This window comes from Oleidesulfovibrio vietnamensis, assembly GCF_055388115.1.
This window is the reverse complement of sequence record NZ_AP042419.1, coordinates 3,437,594-3,450,620: the sequence shown is the minus strand read 5'-3', so window position 1 is coordinate 3,450,620 and position 13,027 is coordinate 3,437,594. Positions and strand designations below refer to the sequence as shown.

Here is a 13,027-nt window from a genome sequence, read left to right as displayed (position 1 = left end):
CCGGCTAGCCGCGCGGCAGCGGCTTTGTGGCTTCATCCACCAGATACAGGATGGAACGGTATGAAAGCCCGCCATGCAGGGACAGGCCTATTTCACATGTGCGTGATGTGGAATAGCCGTCGTCGCAGCGTTCCACCTGCGGGCGCAGTTCCTTCAGTGCCGAAGCATTCAGCTCGGGAAAGCTGAATCCCCGGTCTCCGGCGAACCCGCAGCAGAACACGTCTTCGGGTACCACCACTTCTTCGGCGCACAGTTCCGCCAGTTTTTTAAACTTGGCATCCAGACCCATTTTGCGTGCGGTGCAGGTGGAATGGATGGCCACCCTGCGCGGCAGTCGGGTGAACTCCAGCTTGTCGGTAAGGTGTTCCAGCACAAAGTCGATGGGTTCCCACAGGGTGAGGCGCTTATCGAGGGTTTCTTTCATGCGGTACAGGCAGGGGCTGGTGTCGCACAGTACCGGCAGCTCTCCGTTGCCGGAAGCTTTCAGCAGTGCGTCGCCCAGTTCCTTGGATTTTGCATCGGCCTGCGCCATATAGCCTTTGGATTCAAACGCCTGCCCGCAGCACAGGTTTTCCATGCCTTCGGGGAAGATGACTTCGTAACCGGCTTTTGCCAGCAGCGATACGGTTTTTGCCGGCAGCGGGTCGCGGTCGCGGTCATTTTTTGCCGGTCCCATGGTGCGGCTGACGCAGCTGGGAAAGTACACAGCCTTAAGGGGGTTTGCCTGATTAACCGGCACCGGTTTGACGGGGGAAAGCCCGCCGGGCATCTCTTTGTTCCACATGGGAATTTTTTTCAGTGAAACCACGCGCAGCGTTCTGGAAGCCCCGTCCATGAATGTGGTGCCGAAAAGCCGGTGTGCCAGACTTACCCCTTTGAGCCCGGTGGCCACTGTTTTTGCCACGGTGCCGAAATGGTCGCCCACCCATGTGGCGGCCTTGTGCGCCCGCGGTCCCACTTTGGTGGAACGCAGATGCTTGATGAACGAGCCTGTGTTGATTCCCACGGGACAGCGGGTGGCGCACAGCCCGTCCGCCGCACAGGTGTCTTCGCCCAGATAATTGTATCCCTTCAGCAGGGTTTTAAGCAGCTTGTTCTTCTCTTCTTCGTTTTCCATGCGGCAAACTTCGCGCCAGCTTACAATGCGCTGGCGGGGGGTGAATGTCACATCGCGCGAAGGGCAGATGGGTTCGCAGAAGCCGCATTCGATGCATTTGTCCACAATGGAGTGGGCGGCGGGCAGGGGCTTCAGGTTTTTGATGTGGGCTTCGGCATCCTCGTTGATGATGACGCCGGGATTGAGCAGCCCGTGCGGGTCGAAGATGTTCTTGATTTCCTTCATCAGCATGTAGGCGTCGCGGCCCCATTCCATTTCCACAAAAGGCGCCATGTTGCGGCCTGTGCCGTGTTCCGCCTTCAGCGAACCCTTATAGGCTCCGGCCACCATGGCACACACGTCGTCCATGAACGCCTGATACCGGCTTACTTCGGCACGGTCGCCGAAGTCCTGAGTGAACACGAAATGCAGGTTGCCTTCCAGCGCATGGCCGAAAATGATGGCTTCGTCGTAGCCGTGTTTTTTGAACAGACTCTGCAGTTCCAGTGTTGCCTGTGCCAGTGATTCGATGGGAAAGGCCACGTCTTCGATGATGACGGTGGTGCCGATGCGCCGGACGGCTCCCACTGCAGGGAACAGGCCTTTGCGCACCGCCCACAGCTTGCCGAATTCTTCGGGCACATCGGTGAATACATGGGGGTGCACGCAGGGAATATGCTCGATGGAGGCAAGAATTTCAGCTATCTGCCTGTTCAGTGTGTCTTTTTCGTTTGAGCGGGTTTCCACCAGCAGCGCTGCGGCTTCTTCACCCAGATCGGTCAGGCCGCCGGGCATGCCCGGTTTGTCCTGCACGCTGCGCAGACCGGCGCGGTCTATAAGCTCCACTGCGGCCACGGGCTGCTGTTTGAGCACAATGGTTGCTTCGCACGCGGACTTGATGTCGGGGAAGAGCATCAGCGCCGAAGCCTTGTGCCTGTGTTCTATTACCGTGCGGTAGGTCACTTCGGATATGAAGCCCAGCGTACCTTCCGAGCCGATCATCAGGTGCTGCAGAATGTCAAAGGGGTCTTCAAAGTCCACCAGCGCGTTCAGGCTGTACCCTGTGGTGTTTTTTATCTTGAATTTTCTGGTGATAAGTTCGGCCAGGCTGTTGTCTGCCATGACCTTCTGACGCAGCAGACGCAGTCTTTCCAGCACATTAGGGTGCCTGCGGGCAAATTCGGCCCGGCTTTTGTCGTCCGATGTGTCCAGCGTGGTGCCGTCGTACATGACAACCCGCATGCTGTGCAGGGTTTTATAGCTGTTTTCCGCCACACCGCAGCACATGCCGGAAGCGTTGTTAGCCACAATGCCGCCTATTTTGGCGCTGTCGATGGATGCGGGGTCGGGGCCGATTTTTTTACCGAACTCCGCCAGCAGGCGGTTGGCATGGCTGCCTATGATGCCCGGTTGCAGCTGCACCTTGGAAGCTTCATCAAAAATTTTGAATTTGCGCCAGCCGTCACCCAGCCGGATGAGCACGGAATCGGAAACCGCCTGTCCGGACAGGCTGGTGCCTGCGGCGCGGAATGTGACCGGCAGTTTGTGGCTGCTTGCCAGCTTGAGTATGCCCACCACCTCGTCTTCCACATTGGTGTCCACGACGATTTTGGGGATGAGACGGTAAAAGCTGGCATCCGTGCCGTAGGCAAGAGTGCGCAGGGGGTCGGTGTAGATATTGTCTGCGGGAATGAATTCCAGCAGTTCCTTGTGAAATTGCCTGTACCGTTCGGGAAGCATGGCTCCTCCTCGCTATGGGTGTGTCACCGTGCGGGCTTGCCGCACAGCTGGTATATGCCGGAAAAAACAGAAATCTCCGCCCGCGGTGCAGACGGGCGGGGGAATGGACACCATACCACAACCGGAATGATTTGGAAAAGGGGAAAAAGCTTTGAAACGGTATGTGGCGGGACGTGTTCAGGCCTGCCAGCTGGCCGGAACGCGCACTTTCTGTCCTGCCTTGTTGGTAAACAGCAGATATCCGTTCCGGCGGCCGAAGAGATACAGGTCACGCGTGATGCGTACATCCTGTTCACAATAGGCAGCTATTTCATCAATGCGGCCCTGTTTCCACCATGCCAGCGCCTGCAGCCCGTCGGCAGATTTGGGCGCATCCAGTGTGGCACTGGCCAGATTGTCGAGCGATATCCGGTAACTGAGGCGTTTTTTTACTTCATCCAGCATGTCCAGCGTCGGCAGTGCGTCTAGTCGCCACGAGGTGTCCGGCGGCAACAGCGGGGCCAGCACCTTGTAATCAAATTTGATGATGTTGAAGCCGATGACAAGGTCGAACTCCGCAAGGCGCAGGAGCATCTCCGGCACGTTGTCCTGCGTGTAGGCGGTGAAGGCGTCGGTACGCGAATCGTACAGCACTGCAACGCTTACGCCCATGGCGTGGGCTTTGTGCCAGCCTCCGGCTTCCTGCGCCGAACGGCGGGTTTCCACGTCGAGCACGGCGTAGGATTGCGGGGTGAGGATGGAAAAGCGGTTGTTCATACGGGGCTCCGGTACGGGCTGTGCCTTGGCGGCCGTGGCCTGTTGCTGTGTTTCGGCGTGCCGGCTGTGCGGCTGCACGGGCACGATGCCGGTTGCTTCATGCGGGGGCGGTGCGCAGCGGCGCATGGCGTCCAGCAGAAAAAGCGCCCCGTCTTTGTCTATGGGGCGGTTGCCGGAGCCGCACTTGGGCGACTGCACGCACGAAGGACATCCGGTTTCGCAGGGGCATCCGGCTATGACCTCACGCGTGCTGGCAAAAAGTTCTCCGGCTTTTTCATACGCCGAACGGCTCAGCCCCGCACCGCCGGGCATACCGTCGTATATGAATACGCACGGCCTGCCCACCTGCGGATGCATGGGTGTTGATATGCCGCCCAGATCGTTTCTGTCTGTCATGACCAGCAAGGGCAGAATGCCGATGGCGGCATGTTCCAGCGCGTGGATGGACCCCATGAAATGCATGAAAGCGTCTTCCACCTCGCGGCGTGCAGCATCCTGCACCTCAAACCACAGGCCTTCCGTCTCGAAAATGTTGGGCGGCAGATCCAGCGGGGTTATGCCCAGCATCTGACCGCTGCGCGCGTGTCTTTTTTCGTAACCGGTTATCTGGTCTGTCACGCGCAGGCGGGCAAGGCACACCCGGGTGTTCCATGCTGTTTTTGTGTCCAGCACCTGCAGAATTTCAGTGGATTTGTTACCGCGTACCCGCGTGTAGTATTCCACATTGGCGGCTACGGCGGTGATGGTGCGTGCCGCGGTGTCCAGACCGGTTATGACAAAAGACCGCCCGCGGTGCAGGTATACCGCCCCGGGGTGGGTTTCGCGGAAGGCTCTGTGTCCGTCCACACTGCCGATGACCGCTCCTGTTTCCATGTCCTGAATATGAAACGAGGGGCCTGCACCGCGCAGTTCCACATGGCGCTGGGGGCGCTTGCGTGCCGCCAGCAGGCGGGTGCCGTCTTCATTGCGCAGCAGCAGGCCGGTATTTTCCAGCTCTGCCGCCGCCTGCCGCACAGCGGTGTCGGTCAGCCACGGTTCATGTACATCCAGCGGAAATTCAGCCGCCGCACATTCCAGATGCCGTTCCAGAATGACCGGATTGTGCGGGTTGAGCACTGCATTTTCCGGCGGGCGTTCAAAAAAATCGTCGGGGTGCCGCATGAAGTACTGATCCAGCGCATCTTCACCGGCCACCAGCACCACGGCGGACTCCTGCTGTGCCCGTCCCACTCTGCCGCCGCGTTGCAGTGTGGACATTACAGTTCCCGGATAGCCTACCAGAATGCACAGGTCCAGCGAACCGATGTCTATGCCCAGCTCCAGCGCGCTGGTGGTTATGACGGCCAGCAACTGCCCGCTGTGCATGCGGGCTTCTATGTCGCGGCGCTCTTCGGGCAGAAATCCGGCACGGTAGGCGCTTATTCTGTCGGCGTACCCTCCCGCTTTGCTGCCCGCCCACAGGCTGATTAGTTCTGTCATGCGGCGCGACTGGCAGTACACAATGGTGCGCAGACCGCGCGCCAGAGCTGCCTTCAGCAACAGGATGGCAGTAGATGCCGGGCTTTCGGGCGGGTCGATGAAGACAACGTGACGCCGCCCCTGCGGTGCTCCGCTTTCCAGCACGGGCACAGGGCGTATGCCGGTAAGATTTGCGGCCAGTTCTGCCGGATTGCCCACCGTGGCGGAAGAAAACACAAACGAAGGAGCAGCGCCGTAACGGGTGCAGATGCGTTCCAGCCTGCGGAACAGCTGCGCCATATGCGAACCGAGCACTCCCCTGTAGGTGTGGGCTTCATCCACCACCACAAACGAAAGTCCGGCCAGAAAACGTGTCCATTGTTCGTGGTGCGGCAGGATGGACAGGTGCAGCATTTCGGGGTTTGTCAGCAGGACGTTGGGCGGCTGGCGGCGGATTTTTTTGCGGAACCATGCCGTGGTGTCGCCGTCGTAGATGGCTGCCGCAGGGCGGGCATCAGCCGCCCAGTGTGCCGTCAGGGCGTTCAGGGTTGCCAGTTGGTCCTGCGCCAGCGCCTTGAGCGGAAAAAGATAGAGCGCCCTTGTTTCCGGGTTGTGCAGAAACTGTTCTATGACCGGCAGGTTATAGATAAGTGTCTTGCCGCTGGCCGTGGGGGTGGCCACCACCACATGCCGGCCGGCGCGGATATGGTCGGTGGCAAGGGCCTGATGGGTGTACAGGCTGCCGACACCTGCATGGAGCATCACCTCCTGCACCGCGCGGGGCCACGGGCGCGTCGCGGGCGCTGTGCGCGCGGGAATCTCCGGCAGAATTCGGTGGCATGTCACAAAACTGCCCGGCCTGTCCGAAGCCTTGAGGGCGGCTATGTATTCCGCCACGGTATCTGTGGTGAGGTGCTGTGTCATGTGGTTGGAGCCGCATCAGGGGCCAGCCTGATGAGTATGACGGGGGTGCCTGCTTGTCAATGAATGCCGCCGGGCGGCACAGCCGGATATCCGCATGCGGATAATCATGCCTGTTATACAGGCGGTGCGGTATTTGCTGTTGCATTGAGACGGGCGCGGGGTATGCTGTATCCATGTATGCAGCCGCAGGTCATGACGCTGGACAGCGCAGCCGGATTTATGCGGGACTGGCGGCAGCCGTTGTGCTGGCGCTGTGTCTCGGACTGTCAGTGCGCGCTGCCGCCGGGCCTGTGGTGGTGTGGTCATATTACGATTCTCCCCCGTTTGTGACAGGAGAAAGCACGGGGCTGGCATATGACTTTGTGGAGATGCTCAATGCCGCGGCGGGGGGCAGATATGTCTTTACGCTCAAGGTCGTGCCCCGCAAACGTGTGGACTGCGCGCTGGAGCAGGGCGGAAGCGGGTTGGTGCTGTTTGTGAATCCGGCGTGGATGAACCGGCCGGAGCGGTACCGCTGGTCGTCGCCGCTGATGCATGACCGCAACGGCGTGCTTTCCGGTGCGGCTTTGCGTCTGGACTACAGCGGTGTGGAATCTGTACGGGGGCTGATACTGGGCGGAGTTTACGGGCGCCGGTATCAGCAGCTTGACGAGGCCGTGGAACGCGGGGTGCTGCGGCGTGAAGATGCTCCGAGCGTGTATCAGAATGTGCAGAAACTGGCCGGCGGGCGGGTTGATTTCATCATCGCACCGGAATCGGTGCTGCGGTGTCTGGTGCGCGAACTCGGCCTGTCGGACAGAGTGTACTTTTCGCCCCGTCCCCATGCCGCGTACACCCGTCACATTATGCTTGCCGCACCTGAAGCCGGACTGGAAGAATTTATCGAGCAGTTCATAGCCGGCTTGCCGCGGAATCCGCGCTGGAAGGAGCTGCACGGGCTGTATCTGGACCGTTGCGGCATGAGACCGGCAGTGCCGTGAAGAGTATCGGGTGTTGTATACGGTGTTCCGCACCATGGTGCGGAACACCTTTGCATACATGTGCCGGTTGCGGATTATGCCCCGTCGTCCGCGGGTTCTTCGTCGTATCCTGCCGGCCTGTTTTCCTCCGTGCGGGCAGGCTGTCCGCAGGGGGCATCGTCTGAGCAGGGGCTCTGCCACGAAATCTCCATTTCCAGTTTGCTGTGCTGCCCCTTGCGTTTGGCCGTTATCTCCAGTTCCAGCCGGTCCGGCACCGTCAGTGCGATGGTGCGGTCCTGATGTTCCAGACGCACGGTGCCGTCACGCAGCCCGGCCAGCATGCATTCCAGATAGCCGATAACCTGCCGGCGGGTCATAGCTCCTTCCACGGAGACTTTTTCCTTCTGCGGCTGTGCGTGGTCTTTGTCTGTCTTTTTCATGCCGTACCTCCCGGTGATGCTTTCAGCATAATGAAAGCAGTATGGGGTTAAGACGTTCTGGGTCTATGGGGCCGTCCGCGGCGGCTGTCAGCGGCACACGGAGAATCCGGATGCCCCGTGCTTCCAGAGCTGTTTCTCCGGAAAAGCGGGGGCATGCGGTATCAAGCAGTATGAAATTCAGCACATCTGTGTCCGTTATGGCGCTGTCGTCACGCTTCAGCTGGTCAAGCAGCATGCGTACCTGCGAACCCGTGTCGTGCCCTGTCAGCTCCGGATCGTGGCCGGTGTTGGGTACAAAGACTTTGGGGCAGTGGTTGGCGGCCACGGCCCTGCCCACACCGCGGGGCAGCAGGTTGGCCATGACGCTGGAAAAAAAGCTGCCCATGGGGTAGCAGACAAGCTCTGCGGAACAGATCAGATCGCGGGTTTTTTCGCGGATGGAAACTGATACGGGTGAGGGGTCATGTTCGTTTGCGGCCAGCCAGATATCGCTGATGGGGGCAGTGACAGGAGCTTCGCTTTTGCCTGTGAACCGGTGCTGCCCGCATATGATGCGGCCGTCCTGCAGCCGGACGCACAGATGGGCATTACTGTTGACGATGGGCCTTACGGTGCCGAGCACCTGCACCATTTTGGAAAAAATGTAGATGACCGGATCAAGATGGCGCCTGTTGGCAAGGTAGCCCGCGGCAAGAACCAGATTGCCTATGCTGGCGCCGCGCAGGTCAAAGTCGTCGGGCATCATTTTTATGAACTGGTGCAGGTGGTTGCGTACGATGGCCCGCAGGGGGTCCGGCACATGGACCACCAGCGGATGCTCGCCGTAGGCAATGGTTGCCAGTTCGTCCAGCAGGCTGTCCTGAACGGCATTGCGGGGCAGCCGGTACGAGAACAGTTCGAACATTTCCGGATTGCCCTGAATGGTCTGGTCGGCCAGCGCCATGAGCCGGTTGCGGATATCGCCCACGGCGGGAATGTTGAATGTTTTGCGCAGGGTTGCCGAACTGCCTCCCGAATCAAAGGGCGTGATGAGATGTATGGAGTTGTGCGTGTAACGGGTTATGTCCGCCGACAGCGCGCGCAGCGCCGTGCCGCCGCTGAAAAAAAGAATGCGCGGCCCCAGATGGGGGCTGTGGCGGAACCGTTCCAGCTTGACGGCGTCCGGCAGGGTGATGTCTCTGGTTATGGTGATGCGCATATTGTCTCCGGGTGATGGTGGTTCCGTGCGCTGTGGCGCGGGCAGGCACGGCATGCATGCTATCTATCCCATGAAGTGCCGGCTTTATCCATATGTTTTCAAAAAGCAGCACTGCCGCGGCATGACGGCACCGGCAGTGACGACCGCCATAACAGTCAGGGCCGGAACCCCGTGCGGAGTTCCGGCCCTGATATGACGGAATATGACAGATCAATGGCCTGTGATGCCGTATTTTTTCAGTTTGTATTGCAGCAGACTTTTAGAAATGCCCAGCAGTTCCGCAGCCTTTACCTGCACGAATTCGGACCGCACCAGCGCGCGGCGGATGAGTGCCGCTTCCAGCTTGTCCAGTGTGTCGGCAAGATCCAGCTTGACGGGAAGCAGGTCCACGGCGCTTTTCAGCTGGGTTTCCTCGTCGCGTATTTCATGGGGCAGGTCTTCCACGCCGATGGTGGCCGAAGGCGTAAGCACCATGCAGCGTTCCACGATGTTTTCCAGCTGCCTGATGTTGCCGGGCCATTCATAGCCGGTCAGGTAGTCCAGTGCTTCAGGAGAAAAGTTCTTCTGCGGCAGTTCGTTGTCCTCGGCATATTTGTGCACGAAATGCGCGGCCAGCAGCGGAATGTCTTCGCGGCGTTCGCGCAGCGGCGGCAGTTCCACCTGCACCACGTTGAGCCTGTAGTACAGGTCTTCGCGGAAGCTGCCTTTGCCCACCTCTTCAAGCAGGTTTTTGTTGGTGGCGGCCACCACGCGTATGTCCACTTCTATGGGGGCGCTGCCGCCCACCCGCTCAAATGTGCGCTCCTGCAGCACGCGCAGCAGCTTTACCTGCATGTCGTGCGAAAGCTCGCCTATTTCATCCAGAAAAAGCGTTCCCCCGTGCGCCATTTCAAAGCGGCCGCGTTTCATGGCCGTGGCGCCGGTGAACGAGCCTTTTTCGTGGCCGAACAGTTCGCTTTCCAGTACGCCGGCGTTCAGCGCCATGCAGTTGACGCTGATGAAGGGGCCGTCCTTGCGCGGTGATGAATAATGTATGGCACGGGCCACCAGTTCTTTGCCGGTGCCGGATTCTCCGGTGATGAGCACCGTTGATTTGCTGGGCGCGGCTCTTTCCACCATGGTCAGTACGTCGCGTATGGCGCGGCTGTTGCCCACTATCTGGCGCGGGCCGAAGCGTTGCTCCATGGCTTCGGCCAGCAGGCGGTAGCGGCGGTGCGCCAGGGCCAGTTCTGCTGCGTTCTGCACAGAAAGCAGCAGTTCATCGTTGGAAAAGGGTTTGGTGATGTAGTCGAAGGCCCCTGTTTTCATCACTTCCACCGCGCCCTCTATGGAGCCGAAGGCAGTCATGATGAGCACCGGAATGTGCGCAAACCGTTTTTTTACATGGTCAAGCACGTTCTGGCCGGTGATTTTGGGCATTTTCATGTCGGTGACGATGACATCGACATCCGATTCATCCAGAAACGCCAGACCGGTTTCAGGGTCGTTGATGGCTGTGACCTTGTATCCGGCGTCGGTCAGCAGCGCTTCCAGCACCAGAAGATAGTTTTTTTCGTCGTCAAGAAGCAGAATATGCGTGTCGTTGGTCATAGCATCCGTCGCTTATGCCGCGGGCAGGGTAACGCGCACTTCGGCGCCGCCTTCCGGGGCATCGGTCAGTTCCATGGAGCCTTCATGGCTTGTGATTATGTTGTTGACGATGGCAAGCCCCAGTCCGGTGCCTTCATCGCGCGTGGTGTAAAAGGGGTCGAGCAGCTTTTCCCGTCCCTGACGGGGAAAACCGGGACCGTTGTCGGCTATGCGTACTTCCACCTGCCCGTCCCGCGTCATGCGGGTGCACAGGGTCAGGGTGGCATCCTGCACCGTACCGCCCTGCATGGCCTGCAGACTGTTGGCCATCAGGTTGTAAAAAGCGCGGTACAGCAGGTCTTTGTCGCCCGCCACCAGCAGGCCTTCCTGCAGGTCGGCATGCAAAGCCACCTGCGAGCGGGCAAATTCCCCTTCCATGAAGCCCGTGGCCTGACGCAGTACGGCTGCAATGTCCACGGGGTCGCGGCCGGGGCGTCTCGGGCGCGCGTAATCCAGAAAGTCGTTCACAGTCTGCCCCAGACGCTTTGCTTCGTCAAAGATGGCCTGCAGTATCCTGCCGGTCAGCGGGTCGGCATCGCCGGTGCGGCGCAGCAGCAGTTCGGCGCTGGAGCTGATGATGCCCAGCGGGTTGCGTATTTCATGGGCAATGCTGGCAACCATGCGGCCCATACTGGCCAGTTTTTCACTCTGATGCAGGTCGCGCTCCAGCCGTTCCTTTTCAAGCAGCCGCTCGTTAAGGGCGCGTTCCGCCCTGCGGATAATGGTCACCAGCAGTACAAAAAGTGTCAGCGACGAAGCCAGCGAGGCACCCACCACAAGCCATAGAAAATTGACGGCGGCCTTGTAGTCATTGGTGATGTCCTGCGCGAACTCCATAACGCCTATGATTTCCTGCTCGTCTTCGTCCAGGCGGTCTTCCATGGTTTTGAGTACAAAGGTGGTGCGCAGGATGAATGTTTCCGGCTCCATGTCAAAGCTGAACATGGCCCGCAGCAGCGACATGCGCGAAAGAATGGAAAAACTGTGTTCGCCTTTTTCAAAAGCTCTGGTCACGGTTCTGTCGGCCAGATCTTTCATGCCCACTTCTTCCAGCCGCGAAGAGTACGAAACCGTGCCCGAGTGGTCGAAGATGCGCAGATAATCCACCTGCAGTCCGTGGATGGTTGTCTGTATGACCTGATCAAGGCCGCGGTACTGGAATGGCTTGATAAGCTCGACCCTGCCGAAGGCAAGGCGCGTGGGCTTCACAAAGCGTTTGTATATGTGGCTGTTAAGGTTTTCACCCAGCAGCATGGCGTATTCTTTCTGCTTCATCAGCAGTGTTTTGCGGGCGTTGTTGGCAACCACAAAAGAAAACGCCGTGCTGGTGACCAGAATGAGCACGAGTGAGACCCACGAAAGAAAGCGGGCGAACCGGAGCGGGCGCTCACCCGTGCTGTATAATGCTGGCAATGGTTAGAACTCCTGACGCGATCCCTGCGCGGCAAGAAATGCGCCGAGGTCCGCTGTTTCGGTATCATAGCCGGGAGCACCCAGTCTGGCGTTTGCCAGCCGTTTGCCCAGCTCCACTGCGGGCTGGTCCAGCGGATTGATATCCAGCAGCCAGCCTGTGAGCAGTGTGGTTATTTCAAGCAGGGCCATGAGCCTGCCTGCCTGTTCTTCGGATGGCTGCGCCATGCCGATTTCAACCAGCGGGGTGCCGGTTTTGTGCAGGGCCATGCGGGTGCCCAGTGCTTCTGCTTCCAGCAGGTCGCCGAAGCGTCTGCCCCGCAGAAAATCCCACTTGGGCGGCATGTCGCCGGGAAAGGTGCGCCCCTGCGGCAGTGAAGAGCAGGTGAGGAACAGGCACGCCTTGTCGCGGGGACCGTCCAGAAACATCTGCTGGGTGGAATGCTGGTCAGTGACTCCCACTGCGGGCAGCGGCATGGAGCCTTTGCCTTCCTTGCCCAGACTTTCGGCCCACAGCTGGGCGAACCAGAATCCGAAGTGCGCCCACAGCGGCATGTATGAAAAGAAAATGAGCTGGCTGTATCCGGCCTGCATGAGCGCGTGGTTCCATGCGGCCAGATGCCACGCGGGGTGCGCGCCCAGTGTGGCCGCATTGGGGCTGCTGCACAGGGGGGCGCCCACGGTTTTTGCTCCGCGTACAAGCGCCTGCCAGTCCATGCCGGTGAAGGCAGCGGGAATGAGCCCCACGGCGGAAAGTACGGAATACCGTCCGCCCAGATGGTCGGGCACGGGCATGGATGCAAGGCCGTGCGTGTCTGCCTCTTCACGCAGAAAACCGCTGCGTTCGTCGGTGACGGCGATGACATGATTTGTCCATGCGTCGCCGCGCGCCGTCCGCAGCCAGTCGCGTATCAGAAAATACTGCCCGATGGTTTCTATGGTGCCGCCGGATTTACTGATGACCACCACCACGGTTTTTTCGGCGGGCAGCGACTGCAGCCATGCTTCCAGACTGTCGGCGTCCACGTTGTCCGCTATCCACAGCCACGGGCCGGTGTGGGCGGGTCTGTCCTGCGCGGGAAAAAAAGCCTTCTGCAACGCGCGGGCACCCAGCGCGGAACCGCCTATGCCCAGCACCACCATGTGTTCAAAACGGCGCAGCAGCGGTTCCAGCTCCTGCAGGCGGGCGGTCATGCCGTCAGCATACGGCATGTCGATGAACGGCAGCCTGCCCGCGGCCAGTTCAAGGCCCAGCAGGTTGGCGGCTTCACCCAGACGGGGGGTGAGGGACGCAGGGTCTGTGCCGGAGATGCGGCCGTGACGGGCGTGGGTCCAGTTAAGAAAGGCGCTGTTGCTCATGTGCTCGCTCCTTTGGTTGTCGTGGTCGGCATGTGACCGCCTGCCGCGGGAGGCGGAC

Annotated in this window: 8 protein-coding genes; 1 reads left to right on the top strand and 7 read right to left on the bottom strand. The window is 59.8% G+C overall.

The annotated features are described in order from the left end of the window. Positions 1–4 precede the first annotated feature (4 nt). Both ACZ5D1_RS15455 and ACZ5D1_RS15450 read right to left on the bottom strand, forming a co-directional pair. Positions 5–2,836 carry an FAD-binding and (Fe-S)-binding domain-containing protein gene (locus ACZ5D1_RS15455; RefSeq protein ID WP_464555405.1) on the bottom strand — a complete coding sequence of 944 codons (2,832 nt, stop codon included), beginning with the start codon at positions 2,834–2,836 and terminating at the stop codon, positions 5–7. A gap of 177 nt (positions 2,837–3,013) precedes the next feature. Continuing rightward, positions 3,014–5,974 carry a DEAD/DEAH box helicase gene (locus ACZ5D1_RS15450; RefSeq protein WP_464555403.1) on the bottom strand — a complete coding sequence of 987 codons (2,961 nt, stop codon included), beginning with the start codon at positions 5,972–5,974 and terminating at the stop codon, positions 3,014–3,016. Positions 5,975–6,147: 173 nt separating this feature from the next. Between ACZ5D1_RS15450 and ACZ5D1_RS15445 the strand changes: the two genes are divergently transcribed. Then, positions 6,148–6,954 carry a type 2 periplasmic-binding domain-containing protein gene (locus tag ACZ5D1_RS15445; protein WP_011369275.1) on the top strand — a complete coding sequence of 269 codons (807 nt, stop codon included), beginning with the start codon at positions 6,148–6,150 and terminating at the stop codon, positions 6,952–6,954. A 74-nt stretch (positions 6,955–7,028) separates the two neighbouring features. Here the strand turns inward: ACZ5D1_RS15445 and ACZ5D1_RS15440 are convergent, their stop codons facing one another. From ACZ5D1_RS15440 to ACZ5D1_RS15420, 5 genes are all read right to left on the bottom strand, one after another. After that, positions 7,029–7,373 (bottom strand): amphi-Trp domain-containing protein, encoded by a 345-nt coding sequence (locus ACZ5D1_RS15440; RefSeq protein ID WP_464555401.1) that lies wholly within the window; start codon positions 7,371–7,373, stop codon positions 7,029–7,031. A gap of 22 nt (positions 7,374–7,395) precedes the next feature. Then, positions 7,396–8,571, bottom strand: a complete 1,176-nt coding sequence (locus tag ACZ5D1_RS15435; RefSeq protein ID WP_273193130.1) for a GAK system CofD-like protein — start codon at positions 8,569–8,571, stop codon at positions 7,396–7,398. 210 nt (positions 8,572–8,781) lie between these two features. Continuing rightward, entirely contained in the window at positions 8,782–10,161 is a 1,380-nt protein-coding gene (locus ACZ5D1_RS15430; RefSeq protein WP_011369272.1) for a sigma-54-dependent transcriptional regulator, read from the bottom strand. Between the two features lie 12 nt (positions 10,162–10,173). After that, on the bottom strand, positions 10,174–11,613 hold the full coding sequence (locus tag ACZ5D1_RS15425; protein ID WP_011369271.1) for a sensor histidine kinase: 1,440 nt from the start codon (positions 11,611–11,613) through the stop codon (positions 10,174–10,176). 3 nt (positions 11,614–11,616) lie between these two features. Continuing rightward, positions 11,617–12,969 carry a glucose-6-phosphate isomerase gene (locus tag ACZ5D1_RS15420; RefSeq protein ID WP_464555398.1) on the bottom strand — a complete coding sequence of 451 codons (1,353 nt, stop codon included), beginning with the start codon at positions 12,967–12,969 and terminating at the stop codon, positions 11,617–11,619. Positions 12,970–13,027: the final 58 nt, after the last annotated feature.

Coding starts and splice junctions, on each gene's coding strand:
- ACZ5D1_RS15455 (WP_464555405.1), bottom strand. CDS start 2,836: ATGCTTCCCGAACGGTACAGGCAATTTCACAAGGAACTGCTGGAATTC.
- ACZ5D1_RS15450 (WP_464555403.1), bottom strand. CDS start 5,974: ATGACACAGCACCTCACCACAGATACCGTGGCGGAATACATAGCCGCC.
- ACZ5D1_RS15445 (WP_011369275.1), top strand. CDS start 6,148: ATGTATGCAGCCGCAGGTCATGACGCTGGACAGCGCAGCCGGATTTAT.
- ACZ5D1_RS15440 (WP_464555401.1), bottom strand. CDS start 7,373: ATGAAAAAGACAGACAAAGACCACGCACAGCCGCAGAAGGAAAAAGTC.
- ACZ5D1_RS15435 (WP_273193130.1), bottom strand. CDS start 8,571: ATGCGCATCACCATAACCAGAGACATCACCCTGCCGGACGCCGTCAAG.
- ACZ5D1_RS15430 (WP_011369272.1), bottom strand. CDS start 10,161: ATGACCAACGACACGCATATTCTGCTTCTTGACGACGAAAAAAACTAT.
- ACZ5D1_RS15420 (WP_464555398.1), bottom strand. CDS start 12,969: ATGAGCAACAGCGCCTTTCTTAACTGGACCCACGCCCGTCACGGCCGC.